Source organism: Flavobacterium ardleyense (genome assembly GCF_042686085.1).
GTDB lineage: Bacteria > Bacteroidota > Bacteroidia > Flavobacteriales > Flavobacteriaceae > Flavobacterium > Flavobacterium ardleyense.
The window spans coordinates 1-22,882 of sequence record NZ_JBHUOL010000019.1 but is presented as its reverse complement, the minus strand read 5'-3'; the positions used below and the strand labels follow the sequence as shown (position 1 = coordinate 22,882).

Annotated in this window: 20 protein-coding genes; 7 read left to right on the top strand and 13 right to left on the bottom strand. The window is 32.6% G+C overall.

The window, feature by feature from the left end; translation table 11 throughout:
* Positions 1-37 precede the first annotated feature (37 nt).
* A complete protein-coding gene (locus tag ACFSX9_RS13050) occupies positions 38-847 on the top strand; it encodes a lysophospholipid acyltransferase family protein (RefSeq protein ID WP_379808388.1) in 810 nt (269 codons plus the stop codon).
* 52 nt (positions 848-899) lie between these two features.
* Here the strand turns inward: ACFSX9_RS13050 and ACFSX9_RS13045 are convergent, their stop codons facing one another.
* Genes ACFSX9_RS13045 through ACFSX9_RS13035 form a run of 3 tightly spaced genes read right to left on the bottom strand, consistent with a single transcriptional unit; the run spans position 900 to position 2,895 of the window.
* Complete coding sequence (locus ACFSX9_RS13045) at positions 900-1,754, bottom strand: TraB/GumN family protein (protein ID WP_379808386.1); 855 nt, start codon at positions 1,752-1,754, stop codon at positions 900-902.
* A complete protein-coding gene (locus ACFSX9_RS13040) occupies positions 1,754-2,398 on the bottom strand; it encodes a hypothetical protein (protein WP_379808384.1) in 645 nt (214 codons plus the stop codon). Before ACFSX9_RS13040 ends, ACFSX9_RS13045 begins: the two co-directional genes overlap by 1 nt.
* A 2-nt stretch (positions 2,399-2,400) precedes the next feature.
* Positions 2,401-2,895, bottom strand: coding sequence for an RNA polymerase sigma factor (locus ACFSX9_RS13035; RefSeq protein ID WP_379808382.1), 495 nt, complete (start codon positions 2,893-2,895; stop codon positions 2,401-2,403).
* 317 nt (positions 2,896-3,212) lie between these two features.
* On the opposite strand from ACFSX9_RS13035, the gene ACFSX9_RS13030 reads away from it, so the two are divergent.
* Together ACFSX9_RS13030 and ACFSX9_RS13025 are read left to right on the top strand one after the other, a co-directional pair.
* Positions 3,213-4,517: an NAD(P)/FAD-dependent oxidoreductase gene (locus tag ACFSX9_RS13030; RefSeq protein ID WP_379808380.1), complete on the top strand. Its 1,305-nt coding sequence runs from the start codon at positions 3,213-3,215 to the stop codon at positions 4,515-4,517.
* Positions 4,518-4,521: 4 nt separating this feature from the next.
* Positions 4,522-5,415 (top strand): hypothetical protein, encoded by an 894-nt coding sequence (locus ACFSX9_RS13025; RefSeq protein ID WP_379808378.1) that lies wholly within the window; start codon positions 4,522-4,524, stop codon positions 5,413-5,415.
* Between the two features lie 124 nt (positions 5,416-5,539).
* Here ACFSX9_RS13025 and ACFSX9_RS13020 read toward each other — a convergent pair whose 3' ends face one another.
* Positions 5,540-6,679: a T9SS type A sorting domain-containing protein gene (locus ACFSX9_RS13020; RefSeq protein WP_379808376.1), complete on the bottom strand. Its 1,140-nt coding sequence runs from the start codon at positions 6,677-6,679 to the stop codon at positions 5,540-5,542.
* 288 nt (positions 6,680-6,967) lie between these two features.
* On the opposite strand from ACFSX9_RS13020, the gene ACFSX9_RS13015 reads away from it, so the two are divergent.
* Positions 6,968-7,774, top strand: coding sequence for a DUF5694 domain-containing protein (locus ACFSX9_RS13015; RefSeq protein WP_379808374.1), 807 nt, complete (start codon positions 6,968-6,970; stop codon positions 7,772-7,774).
* Between the two features lie 4 nt (positions 7,775-7,778).
* Here ACFSX9_RS13015 and ACFSX9_RS13010 read toward each other — a convergent pair whose 3' ends face one another.
* Positions 7,779-8,831 carry a DUF3810 domain-containing protein gene (locus ACFSX9_RS13010; protein ID WP_379808372.1) on the bottom strand — a complete coding sequence of 351 codons (1,053 nt, stop codon included), beginning with the start codon at positions 8,829-8,831 and terminating at the stop codon, positions 7,779-7,781.
* A gap of 98 nt (positions 8,832-8,929) precedes the next feature.
* Here ACFSX9_RS13010 and ACFSX9_RS13005 point away from each other — a divergent pair, with 98 nt between their 5' ends.
* Positions 8,930-10,396 (top strand): aminoacyl-histidine dipeptidase, encoded by a 1,467-nt coding sequence (locus ACFSX9_RS13005; RefSeq protein WP_379808370.1) that lies wholly within the window; start codon positions 8,930-8,932, stop codon positions 10,394-10,396.
* A gap of 193 nt (positions 10,397-10,589) precedes the next feature.
* Positions 10,590-11,168, top strand: coding sequence for a fasciclin domain-containing protein (locus ACFSX9_RS13000; protein WP_379808368.1), 579 nt, complete (start codon positions 10,590-10,592; stop codon positions 11,166-11,168).
* Between the two features lie 126 nt (positions 11,169-11,294).
* Here the strand turns inward: ACFSX9_RS13000 and ACFSX9_RS12995 are convergent, their stop codons facing one another.
* From ACFSX9_RS12995 to rlmD, 6 genes are all read right to left on the bottom strand, one after another.
* Positions 11,295-12,179 (bottom strand): restriction endonuclease, encoded by an 885-nt coding sequence (locus ACFSX9_RS12995; protein WP_379808366.1) that lies wholly within the window; start codon positions 12,177-12,179, stop codon positions 11,295-11,297.
* Between the two features lie 97 nt (positions 12,180-12,276).
* The gene (locus ACFSX9_RS12990; RefSeq protein WP_379808364.1) at positions 12,277-12,825 is read right to left on the bottom strand and encodes a PepSY-associated TM helix domain-containing protein; all 549 of its coding nucleotides are present in this window, start codon (positions 12,823-12,825) and stop codon (positions 12,277-12,279) included.
* 29 nt (positions 12,826-12,854) lie between these two features.
* Positions 12,855-15,059 (bottom strand): TonB-dependent siderophore receptor, encoded by a 2,205-nt coding sequence (locus ACFSX9_RS12985; protein WP_379808362.1) that lies wholly within the window; start codon positions 15,057-15,059, stop codon positions 12,855-12,857.
* A 909-nt stretch (positions 15,060-15,968) separates the two neighbouring features.
* A complete protein-coding gene (locus tag ACFSX9_RS12980; RefSeq protein WP_379808360.1) occupies positions 15,969-16,661 on the bottom strand; it encodes a DUF6048 family protein in 693 nt (230 codons plus the stop codon).
* Positions 16,642-17,175, bottom strand: coding sequence for a DUF6452 family protein (locus ACFSX9_RS12975; RefSeq protein ID WP_379808358.1), 534 nt, complete (start codon positions 17,173-17,175; stop codon positions 16,642-16,644). The genes ACFSX9_RS12980 and ACFSX9_RS12975 overlap by 20 nt, the downstream gene beginning before the upstream one ends.
* Before the next feature lie 5 nt (positions 17,176-17,180).
* The gene (gene rlmD / locus ACFSX9_RS12970) at positions 17,181-18,596 is read right to left on the bottom strand and encodes a 23S rRNA (uracil(1939)-C(5))-methyltransferase RlmD (RefSeq protein WP_379808356.1); all 1,416 of its coding nucleotides are present in this window, start codon (positions 18,594-18,596) and stop codon (positions 17,181-17,183) included.
* A gap of 366 nt (positions 18,597-18,962) precedes the next feature.
* Between rlmD and ACFSX9_RS12965 the strand changes: the two genes are divergently transcribed.
* Complete coding sequence (locus ACFSX9_RS12965; RefSeq protein ID WP_379808354.1) at positions 18,963-19,511, top strand: DUF1697 domain-containing protein; 549 nt, start codon at positions 18,963-18,965, stop codon at positions 19,509-19,511.
* A 264-nt stretch (positions 19,512-19,775) separates the two neighbouring features.
* On the opposite strand, the gene ACFSX9_RS12960 is transcribed toward ACFSX9_RS12965, so the two are convergent.
* Both ACFSX9_RS12960 and ACFSX9_RS12955 read right to left on the bottom strand, forming a co-directional pair.
* Positions 19,776-21,893: a phospholipase effector Tle1 domain-containing protein gene (locus ACFSX9_RS12960; protein ID WP_379808352.1), complete on the bottom strand. Its 2,118-nt coding sequence runs from the start codon at positions 21,891-21,893 to the stop codon at positions 19,776-19,778.
* Positions 21,893-22,882, bottom strand: a 990-nt coding sequence (locus ACFSX9_RS12955; RefSeq protein ID WP_379808350.1) for a DUF2931 family protein, incomplete at its 5' end; no start/stop codon positions are given. The genes ACFSX9_RS12955 and ACFSX9_RS12960, both read right to left, overlap by 1 nt.

The following is a 22,882-nucleotide window of genomic DNA, read 5'->3' as shown; positions in this document are numbered from 1 at the left end:
ACATTTGCGTCTTGCTTTGTTAATAAAAAGATAGATTATGGGGTTATTTAAGAGAAATCCTTTTGGACATATATTGTTTTTAAAAACTTGGTTAATACGCATTGCGGCTTTTGTTACACACAGGCGTTATAAGAGTTTTAACCAATTAAAAATTGAAGGTTCGGAGATTATTAGAAGTTTGCCAGATACAAATGTTATGTTTATTTCTAATCACCAGACTTATTTTGCAGATGTTGTGGCAATGTTTCACGTTTTTAATGCAAGTTTAAAAGGTAGAGAAAACAACATCAATAATGTACTTTATTTGTGGAATCCAAAGCTAAACATGTATTATGTAGCGGCGAAAGAAACCATGCAAGAAGGTTTGTTGCCTAGGATTTTGGCTTATGCTGGAGCCATTACGGTAGAACGCACTTGGAGAGCAAAGGGAGAAGATGTTAAGGAAAAGAAAGAAGTAAATCCTAATGATACTGAAAACATCAAAATTGCACTAGAAGATGGTTGGGTAATTACTTTTCCGCAAGGAACAACGCGTTCTTTTAAACCGGTTAGAAAAGGAACAGCACATATTATTTTACAACACAGACCTATTGTCGTTCCGATTGTGATTGATGGTTTTCGCCGTTCGTTTGACAGAAAAGGATTGCGAATTAAGAAGAAAGGTATTTTACAGTCTTTTGTAATTAAGGAGCCTTTGAAAATTGATTATGATAATGCAACAGTAGATGAAGTAGTAGAAATGATAGAATACGCCATAGAGCAACACCCTTCGTTTTTAAAGGTTATTCCTACTGAGATATTAGACGAGCAAGCTAAATTAGACAAAGAGAGAATGTGGAAATATTAATAAAACAAAAGAGAGGCAATTGCCTCTCTTTTGTTTTATTAATATTATTGTATTATTTTACGGCTTGTACTTTATAACCAGCCTTGCGAAGTAATTTAATAACACCTTCTTCTCCAGCTAAATGCGCTGCGCCAACACCAAAGAATGTAGGTTTTTCCTTAGCTACTTTCGCGATTACTGGAATCCAGTTTTTATTTCTGTTATTTAGCAAAACGTCTTTATTTTCAAAAGTCATTTTATTTTCAGGATCATCCATCATCGCCAACATTGCCTCAATGTCCTTATTATTATAGCTGTCCATCATTTTTTGGAATTCTATTTTGCTTTTTTCTAAACCATTTTTAGCGGTTTTAAGTAATTCTTCTGCTTGTGTTTTATAAGGAATAGCGTCAAAAGCTTTCATCTGGTCTTCCACTTTTTCTAAACCATATACTTCTTCCTTTTGCTCTTTAGTAATGCGCATTAGTTCTGATTCTACGGATTTAAATTCACAATCAAGAAGTTTTGGTAACAACATAGCACTAATCATGAAAGGTTTAAATTCCTCGATCATCTTAGCTGAAAAGCTCATGTTTTTCAATAAAAAAGCGTCGATTGTTTCAAAATCTTCCGCGCTTACTAAAGCTGAAAGTTTTTCCTCACCGTTCATTTTTATGTACTTCATCATTTCCGTTTGCATTGCAGGATCGTCCATGTCTAATTCTAGGAATAATTGCGCGGTGTCGTCAAGGGCTTTGATCGTTTTTGCATCAAGAGTAGCGTCGCAAGTAGCATGAATTGTTCCAAATAAATAAGAAGGACTTTTCAATCCATTACCTGAAATTTTCCAAAGTAAGCTTTTTTCTAATTCCTGTGAATTGGCGAATAGGGAAGCAAAAATCCCAACAAATAAAAATAACTGTTTCATTAAAAATCTATTTTTTTAAGTTCATAATAATTCTTTTGAAGTCTCTTCATTAATATTCCATAAAGTAATCTATAAAACAACCAAATAAGGCCAATGAAAATTAAAGCTACTATAACAAAAATTGTTATGACGAATATCAACTGAAAATTACCTGAATTTTCACTTTGAGTCCCTTGATTAATCAATTTTTGCATATTAGAGTCATACATAAATTGGTAAGTCAGGCCTAGCACAAATAAAAATGACACCATTCCCACATTATACCACACGTAATATTGTACTGTTTTTCTGGTTTTTAGAATACTATTCATTAATTCCTTTACCGTATCTCTTGTATTTATTGCTCTATAATTTTTGTAAAACAAATAGATAAAGAATACAATAACCACATAATTAAAGATTTCTATTATGCCTACTATTTTGTCTAAATGATTTTCTACAGTGGTTTTTGCGTAACTATCATCAGGGAACAAAAAAGAAATTACATTCCATAATACAAGTTCTAAAATGCTGATAATCAAGATCCATTTTACAATAGATGAGGATCGTTTATGGAGCATACCATAAATTTCTTTTTCTGTAACTTGGTCAAAAACGTTTTCGTTTTTCTTCCAGTCTTTTTTTAATATTTCTAATTCATCCATAATTAAGGATTTAATATTTTTCTTAATTTTCCCTTCACACGGTTCATTTTTACCCGTGCATTTACTTCACTGATACCTAATGTTTCAGATATTTCAGTGTAATTTTTGTCTTCTAAATACAAGAAAACTAGCGCTTTCTCAATGTCATTTAACTCACTTATTGCGCTGTATAATAATTTTAATTTCTCCTCTTCCTCAAAATTGTAATCCTCCTGCGTTACCTTGTGAAACGTATTGTCAAACTCAATTGTGTCAATCGTTCTTTTCTTTTTTCTGTAAAGTGTAATCGCAGTATTTAGTCCCACTCGGTAAGCCCACGTAGTAAATTTAGCCTCCCCTCTGAAGTTTGGAAACGCCTTCCACAACTGAATCGTAATTTCCTGAAACAAATCTTTATGCGAATCACCATCAGTAGTATATAACCGACAAATTTTGTGGATTATATTCTGATTTTCCTTTAATTGCTGTACAAAGAGTGCTTCCAATTCTGATTTCATATTCAATAAGTAGTCAAATGGGGTATATTGTTACAAGTATACTTCTTTTTTGGAGCTATTTCCTGCTATCCATTACAAGTTTTTACAAACAATACTTTTTTTGCAAGTTCTAAAAAGAGCTCCTTAGGTCGCTTTTTTACAACAACAAAAAATAGCATTCTTTCATAAAAAGCTTTCCATTACTATCAGGGCTATGAAATAGTAGTGCTAAAGAAATTATGAGTTTTTTAGTTTTTCAAAGCAACATTCCTGCATAAAAATTAATGAATGGTTAATCAAATTCGTATCTTCGTAAGCTATAATTAGTGCTTAAAAAAATGAATGTACCTCGTAGTAGTTTTCCTCGAATTGTAATTGTTGGTGGTGGTTTTGGTGGTATTTCTTTAGCTAAAAAATTACGCAATAAAAACGTACAAGTTGTCTTATTAGACAAACACAACTATCACAATTTCCAACCTTTAATGTATCAAGTAGCAACTGGCGGATTAGAACCCGATTCAATTGCTTACCCAATTCGGAAAATCGTTCAAGAATACAAAGATTTCTATTTCAGAATGGGCGAAGTCCGTGAAATTGACGGCGACAAAAACATCATTTATGCCGATATTGGCGAATTAAAATACGATTATTTAGTCATTGCAACGGGTTCTAAAACCAATTACTTTGGAAATAAGGAAATCGAAAGCAATAGTATGGCCATGAAAACCATTCCGCAATCGCTAAACATCCGAAGTCTAATTTTAGAAAATTTCGAACAAGCCTTACTAACTAACGATATCGACGAACGCCATAGTTTAATGAATTTTGTTTTGGTGGGTGCTGGGCCAACAGGAGTAGAGCTAGCCGGAGCTTTGGCCGAAATGAAAAAAGCCATTCTCCCAAAAGATTACCCCGATTTAGACGTCCGTAAAATGGAAATCAACCTCATTCAAAGTGGCGATCGCGTTCTGAATACCATGAGCGAGAACGCCTCAGAAAAGGCCGACAAATTCCTGCAAGATTTAGGTGTTAGCATTTGGAAAAATGTGCGTGTAACCGGTTATGACGGAAAAATAGTAACTACTGATTCCGATTTAATTTTTGATTCTGCAACAGTCATTTGGACCGCCGGAGTGCAAGGCGCTTTGCCGCACGGATTAAAAGCCGATAGTTTTGTTACAAGAATCAATCGCATTAAAGTCAACCAATTCAATCAGGTTGAAGGCTATGATAATATTTTTGCCATTGGTGATATTGCATTAATGGTTTCAGATAAAAATCCGCAAGGACATCCTATGATGGCGCAACCTGCTATGCAACAAGGAAAGTTATTAGGAGAAAATTTAGTACGTTTATTAGCAAAAAAACCAATGAAACCATTTGTTTATAAAGACAAAGGCTCAATGGCGACCATCGGTAGAAACAAAGCCGTTGTAGACTTGCCAAATTACCAGTTCAGTGGTGTTTTTGCTTGGTTTGTTTGGATGTTTGTACATTTATTTTCTTTAATCGGCTTTAAAAACAAAGCCGTTGTCTTCTTAAATTGGGTTTACAATTACGTTCGTTTCGATCGCGAGGCCCGATTAATAATGCGTCCCTATAAAAAAAGAAAGCAGATTAGTTTTACAAGTGATGAATTATAGTGTTATGCGAAATAGTATTAAATTTTTACAATTTATTTTTATTATAGTGCTGATTTTCTCATGCAACAATCAAGGTGAAAACGCGGAATATGAATTAATGGAGTGCATTTTTGAAAGTTGCTCTGATAAAGGGTTTGAATTCAAAGAAGCTATTAAAAGTTATGAAAATGAATTAATTTTAAACAAAACTCTGAAAGACAATTCATCCAAAAGCTATTTTGAATTATTAAATAGTATTGCAAACAATGATGAAGAAGTGTTATTCCCAGATACTAATTTTTTAGAAGAGATCAATAGACTAAACTACTTTAGTTTTGATTCGATTAAAAACTGCTATTCAAAAATTGAAAAAACTGAAAAACTGATTTTATTTCAAAAGAAAATTGCTACTTTATTTACTTCTGATAAGGTCAATTATAAAGATTTTTCTAGCGAACTGTCAAATATTCTAGCGAAAGAAGATACTATTGAAGATTTTTATAAATTTAATATTCTGATATTCTTTGATCAAGTAAATTTAGATTCTAAACATGAAAAAAGTCTTTTAGAATCACCAGCAGCTAACACTAAGAGAAGAGAGCATATCAAATATCTTGACATAGAGCTAAATAGTAAGCAAGAAATTATAATTAATGGAAAAATTTTAAATGCTAGAGAGTTCGAAAAGACTGCAGTTGATTTTTTAGCGGTCAATAAAGACGCAACTCGGTATAGATTAAAAACAGAACCTGACACAGATTATTCCTTTTACGTTGGTATAGAGAATGTAATAACTAAAGCGGTTTTTAAAAAGAGAGATCAATACGCAATTAATATTTATAAAAAGCCTTTTGATAATTTAGGTTTTACGGATAAGGAGTTTGTAGAAAAACTGTTTCCTTCAATAATTATCAAATAATTATATTGTTATAAATTTTATTGATTTTGTCTGTTTCAAATTAGATTCTTTCTTTTATTAAACCTAGAGTTGAAAATTAAAAAAAAACTCCAGCAGAACTGGAGTTTTCATATTTAAAAGAAGCTTACTCTTTAATCATTTTTTTTCTTATTACAGAATCTCCATTTGTAATTTCTACTAAATAGATTCCTTTTTTCAAATCTTGTACATTTATAGTATTTGTAGTTTTGCTATTTATAGCTTTAAAACTAGCTCTTTTCACAGGCAATCCAGAAAAATCATAAATTTGAACTTCATAATTTGCTTTTTCATCTGAACTTAAGATGAAGCTTACCTCATTCTGTACAGGATTCTTCATCGTTATTCCTGCTTCATGTTCTACGCCTGTATCTTTAAGAGGTGTAAAAGGTACTAGAATAGGATCCATAACGTTCATGCAGTTTCGGAAAGATTTTTTAAATGTGTAGCCATTCCAGCCATTATCTGGCGGTAAAATTTGATGTGAGATTGGTTTGTTTTTTATTGTAATATTTCTGTATGTTAATTTAACAGTATAGGTTCCGTTTGAGTTACAACTGTAAAAAGTACTATTTGACAAAGTGTTATTTGGCAAATTAGAATTATTTGATAATTGTGTCAACTTAACTTCAGCATACGTAGGACATCCATTTGAGCTGTTAGTTGCTGTAATGTAAATTTTACTTGCATTTGTATAACTACCGCTTGCGTTAAACTCTATATACCCAGTAAACAGCCCCTTTTTGTTAGTACCACATTTGCTTGCGATTGTCAGGTTTAATAATGGAGCAGGTTCTTTAACTACTTCAATAATTATCCTTTCGATAGAGTTTGGTATCTCAGAGAGATTGCAAATACTTTTTATAATATAGGGATAACTACCAACTGCCAAATTAGTTATGTCGTAATACGGTTGTTTCGATTGATCATAAATACTTTGATATTGCGAATTGAAGCCATTTACATTTATCATTACATAATTTTGCGTAGGATAACCACACCCCTGACGAGTATATTCTGTTTTAAATTGAAATGCATTTAAATGATTCGCAAAATATGGAATTGTAATAGTGAGTTTTTTCCAATTATGTACACCGTCAGATATAATACTACTAGTCATCGTTAATGCATTAGTGGTATCCGCAAATTTTACTTGAATTTGTGCAAAAGATGAAATCGATAAATTTAAGAGTACGAATAATATCGCATTTCTTACCATTTTTAATTTTAAAGAATTTTGTTTCATGATTATAAGTTTTAAATTTCCCTACTCTTGAAGCTTTTCGGGATACGCTTGTTTAATTTTAAGGTTTAATCAGAGTGTTAGTGTTTTTATTTCATATCTTATTCTTTTAAGGGTTACTAACTTTATATCAATTAACTTTGAAAAATGTTACCCATTTAAAAGGATTTATTATTTTTGTTAAAGGAGACAGCATTTATAAGTGAGAATAAACCTATATATTTATCGTAGGAAGTGAAATAAATGTCTATCTATAATTGTTTAAATAATTTTATGCTTTAAGTAATCGCCATGAAAAATTCATTATTACTCGTTATTTCCGTTTTAATTTGCAGTTGCAGTTCTTTAAAAAAGAAAGAACCAGATAATACTGCTGAAAAGATCAGTGTGCTAAATTTTGGAACAGCACATTTATCATATACAACAGATGCAAACTCTACAGCAAGAGATTTGAACGATAGAAAAGTAAAAGAGGAAATAAGTAGTTTAGTTGCTTGTTTAAAAAGCTTTAAACCGACAATAATTTGTGTAGAAATGAAACCTCATGATAATTCTTTTGTAAATGAAGTATATCAAAAATATATAGTTGATCAATCTAACCGACTAAATTATTCCGATGAATTAAATTCAATCGCTTTTGAAACTGGAAGGCTAAGTGGTGTAAGATATATTTATGGAATTGACTATGAGAATGATTTTGATTATCCAAGTTTAGTAAAGCTGGCCAACAGAAATAAATCCGACAGTTTAGCTGTGGCAAACACTATTAATTCTTATAAAATTGTAAATGCCTTGCCTTTATACCAACAATTTTATAAAATAAATACTAAAGAATATAAAATGGAAACCTTTGAGTTTTATAATTTTTTAGCCACAATGCATACAACTGAGAAGCAAGAAGGAGTAGATGTAATTGCTGATTTTTATAAAAGAAACTTAAAAATGTATGTTAATTTCTGTGACATTCCGGTAACAAAAAACGATCGGGTTTTAGTTATTTTAGGCGCAACACATACTGCTTATTTTGATGTCTTTTTAGAGCACAGCAATAAGTATAAACTGGAAAATGTTTTTGACTATATAAAAGAAAAGCCATAAGTTATTAGTTCTCATCATAACCAATCGCCAGACCGACAAACTTACTATAACCTTCCATGCCGTCTTTTTGCTGGTTTAATTTTAGAAAATTATCGTAAAAATACTCGAAAAATGTAGTGATTGGCGATTGGTAATCATTCCAGAAAATTTCATTTTCGTTGAAGTTCTTTATAACACCTTTGTTAATTTTCGCCAGATAAGGTTTTGAACTTCCTTTTTTTATGCGATCCAAATTATTCAAACCAGAACGCAACGCAAAACTATAAGCCGAATACTGAAAGTATAAATCGTCGTTTTTAGAAGCCGTGATAAATCCAATGAAATTACACTCGCTTTCACTCGCAATTCCGGTTTGATGAGCCATTTCATGACATGTAGTTAAAGGAGAAGTGTATTTTGGTTTCAAATAATTCACTTGTGCTTCATTAGTAAACGGATTTAAATAACCGCCAAATCCCATATAACTCAATGGAAGACTAAACAAAGACGACTTAATGCTTTTGTTTTCGTAACTAAATTCTTTTAAATCTTCAGGCAAATTTTTATAACCTGCTAAAGATTTTTCATAAATTTCTTTGTCAGAATAGGGGATAACTACAATTGCGGAATCATTTTTAGTAATGGCAAGTTGCAATTCATTCGTCTTTAGAATCATTTTTTCAATGAAAACTTCTAATTGTTGCTGGGAATATTCTTTTTCAATTTGTAATTTTTCGTGTAATGGAACTCGATAATAATTCATTCCCCACAATAAATGAAAGAAAAAGTAGAATAGCGAAACCCAACTCAAAACAGCCAATCCATTATTTTTCCATTCCTTAAAAAAACCAATTCGGTGTTTCCAAATCCATCGAACTAATAATACAATTAGAACAAAGTAAAGCACGTCTCCAAAAGAAAATGGTAATTTGCCTAAGATGCTTCGCGATAAAAAAGCCAACTTCGGATAGAAACCATTGCTGTACCATTTTTCAACAAAATCAGGAAACAGCCCAATAGTTTTTACAAGGATAATTTGGACAATTAAAAATATAGGAAGTAGGAATTTTCTTTTCACAATGCGATTTTAAAATGTAAATATAATCACAAATCAATTTGTAAAGAAATTAAACTTTGTAACTTTGTTGGATTGATATTTAACACAACACAAACATAATGAGTCAAGAAGTTAGAAATTTAGAGCCGAAAGCACTTTGGAATAAATTTGCCGATTTAAATGCTGTACCAAGACCCTCTAAAAAAGAAGAGCGCGTTATTGCTTTTATGATGGAATTTGGGCAAAAATTAGGATTGGAAACGTTTGAAGATGATATTCGTAACGTAATTATTCGTAAACCAGCAACTCCAGGAATGGAAAACCGCAAACCAATTGTTTTACAAGGACATTTGGATATGGTACACCAAAAAAATAACGATACTAATTTTGATTTCGACACGCAAGGAATTGATATGTATGTTGATGGGGATTGGGTTCGTGCAAGAGGAACTACACTTGGTGCTGATAATGGGTTAGGAGTAGCAATGATTATGGCTATTTTAGAATCTACTACAATCAAACATCCAGCTGTTGAAGCATTGTTTACAATTGACGAAGAAACGGGAATGACAGGTGCTTTAAACCTTAAAGGAGGAATTCTTAAAGGCGAAATCTTGTTGAACATGGATACAGAGGAAGATGATGAAATTGACATCGGTTGTGCGGGTGGAATTGACGTTACTGCAACTAGAGATTACAACGAAGAAGAAACACCAGAAGGTTCTGTAGGTTATACCATTACTGTAAAAGGATTAAAAGGTGGTCATTCTGGAATGGATATTCACAAAGGTTTAGGGAATGCAAACAAAATCATGAACCGTTTATTATTTGACGGATTTGAGAATTTTGGTTTGCAAATTGCCGAAATTTCAGGTGGAAGTTTGCGTAATGCTATTCCTCGTGAAAGTGTTGCCCATGTAATTATTGCCTCAATTTATGACGAAGCGTATGTTTTTGATATGCAAGAAATTATTGGCGATATTAAAGCCGAATTCAAAACTATAGAACCGAATTTGACAATCGAAATTGTTAAAAATGATACACTTCCTGCTAAAGTAATGGATTTAGGCGTTCAAGAAGGACTAGTAAGAGCCATTTATGCTGCACACAATGGCGTTTATAGAATGTCAGCGGATATGGAAGACTTAGTAGAAACTTCTAATAATATTGCAAGAGTAATAGTAAAAGAAGGTCAAATTACAGTCCAAAACTTAACACGTTCGTCTGTAGAAACTTCTAAAATGGATTTAGCGAATGCACTGCGTTCAGCTTACGAATTATTTGGTTGTGAAGTGGATTTCGCTGGAAGTTACCCAGGTTGGACACCAAATGTAAATTCGGAAATATTAGATGTCTTGACTTCTATCTACGAAAAACAAAATGGCGAAAAAGCGAAAGTAGTAGCTTGTCACGCCGGATTAGAATGTGGAATCTTAGGAACTAATTACCCGGAAATGGATATGATTTCTTTTGGTCCTACAATTCACGGAGCACATAGTCCAGATGAAAGAGCTTCGATAAAATCGTCTCAAAAATTCTGGGATTTTGTTTTGGAAATTCTAGAGAACATTCCAGTTAAAGCATAAAGATATTTAAATTCTAAAGAAACCGCTGAAGTGATTCGGCGGTTTTTTTGTTTTAGAAGGATTCTTGTTAACTCGCTATCTATAAGTAATTTGCTTAAATTTATTAATCATTGTTTAATTAATTGTTAAAAAGATTAAACAAGAGTAATTAATGTATATCTTTGTATTATAAATTTAAACTAAAATACTGATTATGAAATTACTAAAGAAAATTAGCGCATTTGTTTTATTAGGAGCACTTATGGCTTCATGTGGAGAAAAGAAAGCTGAAGAAACAACAGACATGACGGATACAACTACAGTTGAAGTTGAGGCGCCAGTTGCAGCACAAACTATTGTTGACGTTGCGGTAGCAAATGCAGATTTTTCAACACTTGTAACAGCGGTTAAAGCAGCAGATTTAGTTGAAACATTAAGCAGTGAAGGTCCTTTTACTGTATTTGCACCAAATAATGCAGCATTTGATAAACTGCCAGCTGGAACGGTTGATGGTTTATTGAAACCAGAAAGTATAGAAAAATTGAAATCAGTTTTAACGTATCACGTTGTTGCCGGAAATTTTGATGCTGCTGCTGTAGTAGATGCAATAAACAAAAATAATGGAAAATATAGTGTTACAACAGTTCAAGGTGGAACGATTGTTTTAAGCTTAAAAGACGGAAACGTTATGTTAACTGATGCTAACGGAGGAACTGCAATGGTTATCCTTGCAGATGTTGCAGCTTCAAACGGAGTAATTCACGCAATTGATACAGTTGTGATGCCAAAATAATGGTTTTTGATTAATTCGATTAAACCGCTGAAGTGATTCAGCGGTTTTTTTTTGTTATGATTTTTTACATTGATAAAATTATATATAAAATCAAGTCTAAAAATCTATCAACTGTTAGCTTGATGATTATTGTTCAACAAAGAAGTCTTCATCAAGTTGTTTAACTTCATAAACTGATTTTATTTGAATTCCAACATTAAATTCGTGCATTAAATCAACAAGTTTATTTCCATCAAGTAAAATAATTTTATGGTGAGCATTTTTTGCTTTTTCCTCGGCACCTTTATCAAAAATAGAAGTTGTAACGAAAACACCTTTATTTGTGTCGCCACTCATTGCACCAATAAAATTACGAATATCCTTTTCTCTTACTTTGTTTTCGGTAAATCTTTTGGCCTGTATATAAATTTTATCTAAACCAAGTTTGTCTTCGTTAATTATTCCATCTATACCACCATCTGCAGATTTTGAAGTTTCAACAAAGTCCCCATAACCCATTTTTTTTAAAAGAATTAGAATTACTTTTTCAAAATAATATGGATCGATCGTTTTAAGTTTTTCTAAAAGTTCATTCTTAACTTCTTTTTCAATCTTGTTAAAGCCTTCATCGATTAAATCTTCAGGAGATGAAGTTTGAATTTCTAACTCATCACTGCTGTAGAGTTTGTTGTTTTTATAAATATTTAATTTGCTTATTTCGTGCTGAACTTCTTTTAATGTAAGTAAATCTTTTTGTTCTCTTCCTTTTGAAGTAATTTGAACAAATCCTCGTTTTGGATATTCTAAATATTCAGATTGCTTTAAATAAGATATGCCCCAAGCAATTCTATTTTCAATTAAAATATCTCCTGACTTTATCTTTTCTTCTAATAATTCCTTTGATAAATGTAGATAATATTTATCAATCACTTTTTTGATTAATTCCCTTCTATGAATTATAATTTCATTTTTTAAAATATCCAAAATAGGATTAAATGTTTCGTTGTATTTTGGTATTTCAGATGTCATCATTTTTTAAAGTATAATTTCAAAAATACCAAAAACCACATCAACTACCAATTTAAGTTATCAACAAAAAAGGCTCACTTTCGTGAACCTTTAATATTACTTAACTCAATATAACTAAAACTATCAGAGGAAAAATTATTCCGGCTACGGCTAGTTTCCAACCGCGTTTTTTGAATGTATTTTTACCATGCGTTATCATTAAGGTTCCTGTTATGGCAATTAATATTAATGAAATTCCAAAAATATCGGAATAGTAAATCCACCAGTTCGATGTGCTTTTGTGCAATTTCATTGTTTGGCTAATAATTGGTGTTTTCTTAAACGCCACGATTTCACCAACTCCAGTTTTCAGGTCGATTTCTACATCGTGTTTTTCAAAAGAAATCTTGAACGTTTCTTTCTTTATACTATGACGACGCATTTTATCATCGATGCCCAATTTCTTTCCTAAGTTTTCTGCAAATTCCTCACTAATCTGACTTTTATCAGGAAGAGAAACTTGAATTATTTTAGTTTCAACAGTATATTTTTCGGGACTCCAAACTTGTCTGTGATTCATTAATATTCCTGAAAAAGCAAAGGAGATGATCAGTCCAACATAAAAGTAGCCAAAATCGCGGTGGATGTTTCTAATTAATTTTTGTTTCATATTTAAAAAACTATATATTTATTTTGGGATTAAAATTTATAACGTACCGAAGTCATTACTTGTCTTGGTGCAATTGGATTCACACTATAGTTTTCATGAACCGTATAATTTAATTCATTGGTTATGTTCGATATTTTACATAGAAGTGAGATGTTTTTCCATTCGTAACCAACTGATGCGTCGATGCTCGAGTAGCCATTTAGCGGGATTTCACGATCATTAATGCCATTAGGTTTCGATGGATCGATTTGGTTATTCCATCCGGCTACACGATTGCCAGTAAAATTTCCGATTGCTCCAAAAGAAAGATTTTTGAACATGCCTTCTTGTAATTTATAGAAGAAACTCAAGTTTGCCGTGTGCTGAGGTGTTCTTGTTAAACGATCGCCTTCAATAAAACTTCCTGTTAACCCAGATGTTTCGGTATAACGCATGTCATTGTAACTATAACCGGCATTGATGTTAAAGTCTGTTATCGGTTTGAAAGTGATGTCGATTTCAAATCCTTTACTCGTCGTTTCACCGCTTAAAGATTTAACTTGATTGTTCGTATTAATGTTTCCGTTGGCATCAAATTCAGCCATTTGCGCTAAATTACTATTCACAATTTGGTAAAATGTAACGTTGGTAGATAATACTCCGTTTAAGAATTCATTTTTGATTCCAGCTTCAAATTGATCAATGATTGAAGGTTTAATCGCTTGGTTTTCAACAGTAAGTCCTGAATTAGGAGTAAAGGAATTCGAATAACTTGAGAATAAAGTAAGTGTTTTTAGGGGTTGGTAGATTAGTCCTACTTTAGGGGAAAAGGCACGATCATTTTTTGTTTTTTCATCTTTTATTGTATTCGCATCTAAGTCATAAGTAACAGGTTTTGCTTCTTGGTACGAATAACGAATTCCGGCCAACACTTTAATTTTATCAGAAAACGAAATCAAATCTTGTGCGTAAATTCCATAGCGACCTGTTTCTGTTTTTACAATTTTAATTGCTTTCGAAGGTAAAATCGGACCTTCATTAATTTGATCGTATGACGATGGATCGAAGATATTAACTTGATCGTAATTCATTACGAAGGCTCCAGTAATTGGATCAAAGAATTTAAAAGTATAAGCTTCTGCGTTTGCTAATTCTGTGTCAATTCCTGTAAATAACTGATGTTTTATTTTTCCTGTTTTAAAGTTTCCTTGCAAGCTAATTTGATTTGCAAAAATTTGTTCTACTGCTTTATTTCTTCCATAAGGACGATTCCAGTCGCCATTAGCAGCAGGTTGAATTCGTTCTGTTGCGATTGATGTTCTGTTGTAATCTTGGAATGAGCCATTAAAGTTCAACTTCCAGTCCGAATTAAATTCGTGGTTTACTAATACCGAAGTTGTAGCCTGTTTCGTTGTTCCATTAGCCCATTTCGCGCCCAAATAAGCATTTCTTGGTACATCGGCAATTTCTTTTCCAATCATTCCAGTACCGAAATCGGGAGTCCAATCGTCACTCATATAATCACCTTGAACGGTAATATCTGTTTTATCGTTAATTCTGAATAGTAAAGACGGATTAAAGTAATAACGTTCTTTAGTTACGAAGTTTCTGAAACTTTCTGAATTTTCATACGAAGCATCTAATCGGTAAGCAATCGACTTATTGAAAGCACCATAAACATCAAAAGAAGGTTTATAGAAGTTATAGCTTCCAACTTGCATACCTATTTCTCCACCTGTTCTGAAGTTTGGTGTTTTAGTAACCATATTCAAAATGCCACCTGGCGCAACATTTCCGTATAATAATGCTGCACTTCCCTTTAAGATTTCCACTTTTTCTAAAGAAGAAACTTCCGGAATAGAACCACTTGAAAAACGGAAGCCATTTTTAAACATATTGTTAGAAGACATATCGTAACCTCTAGACCAAAATGTTTCTTGAGCACCACCACGCGCCGAACCTACGTAAACTCCGTTTGCATTTTTGATAATATCACTTAATCGAATAGATTGTTGTTGTTGGATGATTGTTGCGTCAATTACTTGCACTGCCTGTGGTAAATCCATTGGTTTTATTCCCGATCTATTAACTGAGGACTTTGTAGGATTATTTTTTGCAATTACCACAACTTCTCTAAGTCGTTTAACTGTATCATTTTCTGTGAAGTAATTTTCACTGGTATCATATAGGCTTTCTTGCGCAAAAGCTTGCGCGGATAATAATAGAACTGTAATTTTGAAGAAACTCTTTATCATGTTTATTTAGATTTAATTAAAATAACGATGCAAATGTAGTATCTGATTTTAAATCTTACAAGCTTATTTAGATTAATTTTAAATAAACTTTATAAGCGATTGATTTTCATAAATTTGTAGTGGTAATAAAAATAGAGGGTCTGTAATTATTGTGTGATTGTAAGTTCGAACGAAAAGTTTAGGACAAAAAAAAGGGTCCGCTTTCGCAAACCCAAGAGATAACTAACTCTGTTTTTTTATATTTTAAAAAATATATAGGGAATTGTCCTTCTATATTTATTTTTCTGTTTTATTCTGAAATTAATAGCAGTAATTGATACAAAGCATTTCTAAAAAAAATAGTACTGTAAAGTAATCCTTCGCTCATTAAGAAACTAAACTACTGGAGATAGAAATTTGTAATTCCTCCCGAAGCCTCAATAACTATACCGCTTTTAATCTTTCGCAATTTAGCAACTATTTCCCAAGTGCTGTTACAGAAAATCTGTACATTTTCATTTTTATTTCCTAGTGTTTACTGGGGTTTTTGTTCTTAAATCAATTTTTTAACAAATAGAAAGCGCCACTTTTCTTAACCTTGAGCACTAAAATATTTGATTTTCGAATCCGGTGAATATCGGTTTTTCACTATTTTTATAGGAGTAAAGCCTTGTTTTAAGAGTGAACACGAGAAATACTGGTTATTTTTGCAGTTACTTTTCTTATAAGGTTCTAAATTCCTATTCTTTCTTTTGCTCGAATGCTTTTTCTGAATTTATTTTAAAATAGCGAAAAAACACTCTTTCATGTTGAGAGTAGAAGAGCAGTTCATTTAGGGACTGTGTACAATTATCAATCAAACTATATATTAAAATAACACTGTAAAACAAAAAAAAGGCTCACTTTCGCGAACCTTCTTTGAATGATATTTTATTTTTTACCTTTCTTATAAATCGGAATAAAATAACTTATTGAGTAATTTAATCCCGCTCCAAATTTTCCATCATAAGTGCGATTGAATCCCGGAATGTATAAGTTATCAAAATTGTCTGGTTTTTTGTTGCTTACTAAGTAATTCAGTCGAACTGAAAAACCTAAATACAAATTACTAAAAATTTCTGCTTTTATGCCTCCAACTACTTCTATCCAACTTGCGTTTAGGCCGTCAAATTTTTGACCATCAGTAATGATCGTTTCACCATAATAATTTGAAGCATCATATATTTTATAGGAGTTGCGAGTCTGGCTCAAACTGCTTACGCCGTAGCGCATTCCTACGTAAATCATATTCTCCATGTCCAACCAATTTTCAAAAGAGTTGTAATCAAAACCTACTTTAAAATAAGTTCCTTTTGTAGTGAAGTTCAAACGGTCGTCGTCGACTGTTTTTTCTTCGTTTCCAATTTCTCCTGCGAGATAAAAGCGATTCGTCAAGCGATAGTCAGCAACAACCTCTAATCCTTTATAATTGCTATCGTATAACGATTTAGTTAAACGGTGTAAGTCAACACCAACTCGCAAACCGTAACGCTCCGGATAAACTACTTTTGTAGTATCTTTTGTTTGTGCAGTTCCTACTAATGAAAAACACACTAAAGCGATACTAGAAATAAATTTTAACATGTACTTCATTTTCGTTTGTAATATTAGGTTGCGTAACTTCTATGTTCTGAATCCAGCTGGTTCCACTTGGAACAAAAACAAAGGGTTCAGTTGGATCCAATTCAAATACCTTTTTATACCCACAAGCTCTTGAAAGATAAACATCGAAGCTCTCATATTTGAACGTGATTGCATCAGTGTTTTCTGAGGGATCTCCAAAATTAAATTTGAATTCAAATCCAGATTGCGTAGCATTCGAATTTAAAGGAATGGTAATCTTCTTAGCATTCGACAAATATCTCTCTGCATTGTCAGAAGCTAAATCTTTATTAAAAACAACAGCAGTAGTTGTTCCGTTTACTAAAACTTTTAGATTCGTAACGTTCTTTAAAACAGTAGGATTGGCACTATCATAAAATTCGATCACAATAAAAGGTGTGTTGGCATCTCCTTCAGCACAAATGTCATCTTTTTCGCAGTTCCAAAACGAAACAGCTAAAAGTAAAACCAATACGATTGAACTAAATTTTCTCATATGAATTAGTTTCTTTTTTCTAATAAAACTACATTTTCTACGTGATGTGTCTGTGGAAACATATCCACCGGACGCACGCGAATTACTTGATATTTCTCATCCATCAAAGCCAAATCTCTTGCTTGTGTTGCCGAATTACAACTTACATAAACCACACGATTCGGTGCAATTTTCATAATTTGTTCAACTACATCTTTGTGCATTCCATCTCGCGGAGGATCTGTAATAATTACATCCGGATGACCGTGTTGCGCAATGAATTCGTCGTTGAAAACGTTTTTCATATCACCAACATAGAATTCACAATTCGTAATATTATTGCGAGTTGCATTGGCTTTAGCATCAATAATAGCTTCAGGAACTGCTTCCACACCAATTACTTTTTTAGCTGCTTTCGATACAAATTGCGCAATAGTTCCCGTTCCAGTATATAAATCGTAAACAATTTCGTTTCCAGTTAAACCTGCAAAATCTCTTGTAATTTTATACAATTCATACGCTTGTTCTGAATTGGTTTGGTAAAACGATTTCGCATTAATGCTAAACTGCAAACCTTCCATTTCTTCTAATATATGGTCACGACCTTTAAACAAAATAATGTCTTGATCATATAAAGTATCGTTTAATTTCTGATTGATTACATATTGTAACGACGTAATCTGTGGAAAACGCTCCGCCAGAAAATTCATCATCAATTCGATAGCGGTTATATCTTTTTCGTAAAACTGAATTAACACCATCAATTCTCCCGTCGAAGCGGTACGAATCATTAATGTTCTCAGCAAGCCTTCTACAGCTCTTGGATTAAAAAATGTTAGGTTCTTAGCAATAGCAAAACGTTTGATTTCATTTCTGATGTCATTCGATGGATCTTCTTGCAAATGACATTTTTCGATGTCTAATATTTTATCCCACATTTTAGGAATATGAAAACCTAATGCATTCTTATCTTCAAAGTCAGCACCTGTTTGAATTTCCGCATCGGTCATCCATCTTGCATTTGAAAAACCAAATTCCATTTTATTTCTATAGAAGAACTGTTTTTCCGAACCTAAAATAGGTTCAAAATCAGGCAATTCAATTTTACCAATACGTTTTAAATTATTGAAAACCTCTTGATTTTTATAGAATAATTGCTGACTGTAGGCCATGTTTTGCCATTTACAACCACCACAAGTTCCAAAATGTTGACAAACAGGCGTAATACGATGTTCTGAAAACTCGTGAATTTTGATCGCTTTACCTTCATAGTAAGCTTTTCTTTTCTTCACTGTTTGGACATCTACTACATCACCTGGCACCACATTTGGTAAGAAAATTACTTTGCCATCAGGCGCTTTTGCTACCGACACACCTTTTGCACCTGCATCAAGGATTTTTACGTTTTCGAATACGATTCTTTCTGTTTTCTTTTTTCCCATGGAGCAAAAATAAGAATTGTTCTCTTCTTTTACTGTATTTTTTTAATTAATGGTGCATTTTAAATTTTAAAAGTCATTTTGGTTGTAATTTAGCTTGTAAAATAGGTGTACTTATGAGCAACACATTCAAAAGTGCGATTGCGAATATTGATTATCCGGAAAAATATCGCGGAGGCGCAAAATATTTTAAAAAATATATATAATCAACCTGAAATTAGAATTTTAGATGATAAAATCGATCATTTAATTATGCACCAACAGCAAAAATTAATCGAGATTCAAAAAGTGCAAATTGAAATGATGAACGATATTTTAAACCGAATTAAATAGAAACGACTATTTTTGCTTCAAATTAGGAATGTAATTATGAAAACCCACTTAGCTTTACTCCGAGGAATCAATGTTTCAGGTCATTGTATGATTAAAATGGACGCTTTAAAAACGGCATTGGAACGCATCGGATTTAAAAATGTGAAAACCTATATTCAATCAGGTAATGTATTTGTAGATTCGGAAGAAGAAAACGGCGCGAGCGTTGGTTTTACTATAAAACAAGAAATTTTCAAAGTGTTTGGACACGAAGTTCCTGTTGTTGTAATTGATAAAGCAGCTTTAGAAGCTTGTCTGAAGAATAATCCTTATTTAAAAGAAAATGACTGCGATTTGAAGAAATTGTATGTGGCTTTTATTGGAAAGGAATTATCGAGCGGTTCTTTAAATGATTTAAGAATAAGCCAATTTAAACCTGATGAAGCTGCGATCGATTCTAGTAGAATTTACATTAAATATGCCGTGGGTGCTGGTAAAACACGATTAGATCAAAAGTATATTGAGAAAAAATTAAACACTGTGGCAACCATAAGAAATTGGAATACAGTGATTACTTTATTGAAAATGTATGAAGATTTGAATTAAAGATTTAATTAAATTATAATTTTTTGGAGTAACTGTATTTATGATATTGTTTCATTTGCAATTTGTGGTTAATTAGATTGCATAACATTTTAATTAAATACTTCGTACACTAAAGTGCTACCATGTATTTTTCTTAAACTAAAGATATATCACTAGCCTATCTAAAGCTTTTAAGTTTTGATTTTTGCGAAGGCCAGTAGTCTAAAACAATGCAAAGACATATTCAGACCGAAAGTATATTGATGGCATTATAATAATAATTATTTATTTTCTAGGATATTCTACACGGATTCTATCAGTAGCATGATCCATTCCAAACCAATCTCGATTAGAAGACCAATGAAAGTATTCATGTCGCAGTTTTCTTAACAGTTCTTGAGAGTTATAATTTATTTCCTCTTTTTGTACAATTTTATCCTGAGGATCAAATTTCGCACCTATCTCTTTATTTTCTTTTAACTTTTGGTTTTTTTCGAAATCTTTTTGTTTTTCGAAATCAAACTTTACACGATGCTGTGCGGTACTTTCTATTACTGTTTTTGGAGGGACTACTCTGGAGAGATTCATTATTTCTTCATGAGTCATAAGTTCCTTGTCGCTTATAAAATCCCATTCCTTATTGTCTTGTAAGACATGCTTTTTTAGGTATGATTTAGTCTGTTCCAAAACAGAATGACCAGAAATTGAATAATTATTTAAAACATTTTTACTTTGAGGCATATACTTAGTCGTAATTAAAGGCTCGCAATATTCCGCCATGAAATGCAACGGAATATAGCTGTATTCTTTTTTTATATTTCTTTCGCTGCTTAGAGCTTCGTAAGCTGCTTGACGCGCTAAATATGCCGTTTTAAAATTATAACTGATATTTGAGAACACTTCAATTACTTTTGCAGGGTAATACCAAAGAGGTTTTGTTATTTTAATTTCGTTATCGTAAAACCAATGTGCTCTTATTAATTCTTTCCTTAAATACGCTAATTCAGCACTTGCCGTTTTAGCAACTTTTAGGGTTAGAAAAGCGGTAGTTTCTATTTCGTCGATTACTTCAGGTTCATTTAGATAAGCACCTCCGATATCACAGTGGACACCAGGAAAATTACGTTCGATTAATCGATTACTGCCGTCTTCTTCCTCTTTACTATATTTTTTTGTTACTCTTGTAAGTGCAAAATTCTCGCGGTGTTCATCCTTAGCTGTAAAATGCACAATCTTTTGAATAGGCCCCATATTTTGCAAATTAAGTTGTTTTTCATCATCCGTAAAATAACTCTTTGCTAAATGACTTATTCCTTTAATGAAGGTATTGTCTCCGCCCAGGGGGCCAATCTCCTCATAAGATGAAACCGTATCATAAATTCCTAGAAAACGAATGATAACATCAATTTCATTGAGTTCCTCTATAGATTGTATTACACCTTTTTCAAGCAAGCTAATCCCTAATTGGCCTCTTTTTGGCATATTACCTTTAATAATGTAGTTACCATTAACTAACTGACCATCAAGATCTTCGTAAATGGAGTGCATTACTTTTTTCGGAAATGGTTCTATCTTTAGCCCTTTAAGAGAAACTGTTGCATAAGGGTTTACATCTATTTTTTTTATAGTTTGTATTCCATCTTTAACTATGACTGCTATTGGTTTTTCTTTTTTTGGTTCTTCATATTCTGCAACTTTTTTCGCCGGATAAATACCTTCGTTTAAATTGAGTTCTGCCACAAAATTACGTGCTGCAGCTGCACCACGGCTAAAACCAAAAACATCTAATGTAATTACTTTTAATTTTTTGCCGTGATTTTCTTTATTGTCTTTTTGTTTTTTTATATTATCAACTACTTTTTCACAAGCTTCTCGTACTCTGGCTCTGATACCTGATATGCTGCCTGACCCAAATTGAAAACCCTCGTCATCATCTCGGTTTAATTCTTTAGTACCCATACCTTCTATATATATCTTGTACTCTTCATCGCAACAAGTCCACATGCGAGCAACGTTAGTATAATCATTACTATAGCTGTTGTCTGTACCCATTTTGTCTTGAATTCCTCTATGCGATGCCACTAGGTAAACATCTTTTTTGGGCATTTTATCTAGTAGTGCTTGCTGCTCCGCTGTTCTTTTTTCTATTTCTAATAATTTTTCTATTTTAGCTCTGTTAGGGATATTATTATATTGCTCATCTTCCAACTTTTCAATGGCTGTGTTTGTCAGATCCCATTTATTAGGATTGTTTTTTCCACCTCGCGAAAAGGCTGTTCGGTGGTCAGTATTGTACATATTGTTGAGCGTACCATCGATAAATACGCCAAAATTGATGTGCAATTCGTCTTCTGGTCTGTCGTCTTCTCTAGATCCACTATTGTATACAAATGATATACCCATTAATTAAATTTTTGACTAGTTTTGAATACCTTTACTTTTGCATTGTTATTTAATGACACTTCCTGGTCTTTACTTTTTAGCATTACGGTAATAAAAGTATTTGGGACATTTACACTAATTACTAGCTCTGCTTCAATATCTTTATCATTTTTGTATATTTCGCTAAAAGCCTCAAAAGCTGTCTTTTCATCAAAATCTACTGTACCACTATATACTTGTCCATTTTTATCCCTCCAAATTATATTGAATCCATCAGGAATAGCTTTCGCAGTAAAGACTTTCTGTTGCAGTCCCTCATCAAATAATTCTTCAATTTCCCCATTAAACATTTCTAAACGTGCACTAATCATAGAGAAAGTGGAATCATCAAATTTATTTTGTTTAAAAACTGGTCGCCATAAATACTTTACCCTGTAGTTGTCCCACAAACCATAGGGGATGGGTTTGTTTTTGTTGGCTTCTCTAACTTTATTAGGTACTATGTTTTCATCATCCATTGTTGCATCTCTATAAGCCTGCTGAAAAAATAGTTTTTTAGGATAATCTAAATGATCTATTTCCTGCTGATCAATTGTTGTTTTTTTACCTTGATAGCGACCTACTTCAACTTGTTTGCTAGATCCAAATACCCATACTACAACAACTCCACCAGGTGCATAGCCCACAATAATAGTATTGTAAGTTTCATGTCTAATGTTGCCACCTGCATCCTTTTCATCATAACCCTCTTGAAATAATTGCAATATTTTATCATAGTCTATAGCACAGTTAATATGATAAAAAGTATCTTCAGCATACGATAACCATGTGATGTCAAGGCTGTCAGGTAATGACTTTCTGCCACTAGTCATACCAGCACCATAGGAACCCCAACCTCTTCTGCCAGAGGAAGTTCCTAAACTTAACCCTACAGTTCCACCGCCTCGGAGCTTAAGTCCGCCGCTATACACATCGATGGGATAGCCTAAAGGTGCATTATTATTTTCTTC

Coding starts and splice junctions, on each gene's coding strand:
- ACFSX9_RS13050 (WP_379808388.1), top strand. CDS start 38: ATGGGGTTATTTAAGAGAAATCCTTTTGGACATATATTGTTTTTAAAA.
- ACFSX9_RS13045 (WP_379808386.1), bottom strand. CDS start 1,754: ATGAAACAGTTATTTTTATTTGTTGGGATTTTTGCTTCCCTATTCGCC.
- ACFSX9_RS13040 (WP_379808384.1), bottom strand. CDS start 2,398: ATGGATGAATTAGAAATATTAAAAAAAGACTGGAAGAAAAACGAAAAC.
- ACFSX9_RS13035 (WP_379808382.1), bottom strand. CDS start 2,895: ATGAAATCAGAATTGGAAGCACTCTTTGTACAGCAATTAAAGGAAAAT.
- ACFSX9_RS13030 (WP_379808380.1), top strand. CDS start 3,213: ATGAATGTACCTCGTAGTAGTTTTCCTCGAATTGTAATTGTTGGTGGT.
- ACFSX9_RS13025 (WP_379808378.1), top strand. CDS start 4,522: ATGCGAAATAGTATTAAATTTTTACAATTTATTTTTATTATAGTGCTG.
- ACFSX9_RS13020 (WP_379808376.1), bottom strand. CDS start 6,679: ATGAAACAAAATTCTTTAAAATTAAAAATGGTAAGAAATGCGATATTA.
- ACFSX9_RS13015 (WP_379808374.1), top strand. CDS start 6,968: ATGAAAAATTCATTATTACTCGTTATTTCCGTTTTAATTTGCAGTTGC.
- ACFSX9_RS13005 (WP_379808370.1), top strand. CDS start 8,930: ATGAGTCAAGAAGTTAGAAATTTAGAGCCGAAAGCACTTTGGAATAAA.
- ACFSX9_RS13000 (WP_379808368.1), top strand. CDS start 10,590: ATGAAATTACTAAAGAAAATTAGCGCATTTGTTTTATTAGGAGCACTT.
- ACFSX9_RS12995 (WP_379808366.1), bottom strand. CDS start 12,179: ATGATGACATCTGAAATACCAAAATACAACGAAACATTTAATCCTATT.
- ACFSX9_RS12990 (WP_379808364.1), bottom strand. CDS start 12,825: ATGAAACAAAAATTAATTAGAAACATCCACCGCGATTTTGGCTACTTT.
- ACFSX9_RS12985 (WP_379808362.1), bottom strand. CDS start 15,059: ATGATAAAGAGTTTCTTCAAAATTACAGTTCTATTATTATCCGCGCAA.
- ACFSX9_RS12980 (WP_379808360.1), bottom strand. CDS start 16,661: ATGTTAAAATTTATTTCTAGTATCGCTTTAGTGTGTTTTTCATTAGTA.
- ACFSX9_RS12975 (WP_379808358.1), bottom strand. CDS start 17,175: ATGAGAAAATTTAGTTCAATCGTATTGGTTTTACTTTTAGCTGTTTCG.
- rlmD (WP_379808356.1), bottom strand. CDS start 18,596: ATGGGAAAAAAGAAAACAGAAAGAATCGTATTCGAAAACGTAAAAATC.
- ACFSX9_RS12965 (WP_379808354.1), top strand. CDS start 18,963: ATGAAAACCCACTTAGCTTTACTCCGAGGAATCAATGTTTCAGGTCAT.
- ACFSX9_RS12960 (WP_379808352.1), bottom strand. CDS start 21,893: ATGGGTATATCATTTGTATACAATAGTGGATCTAGAGAAGACGACAGA.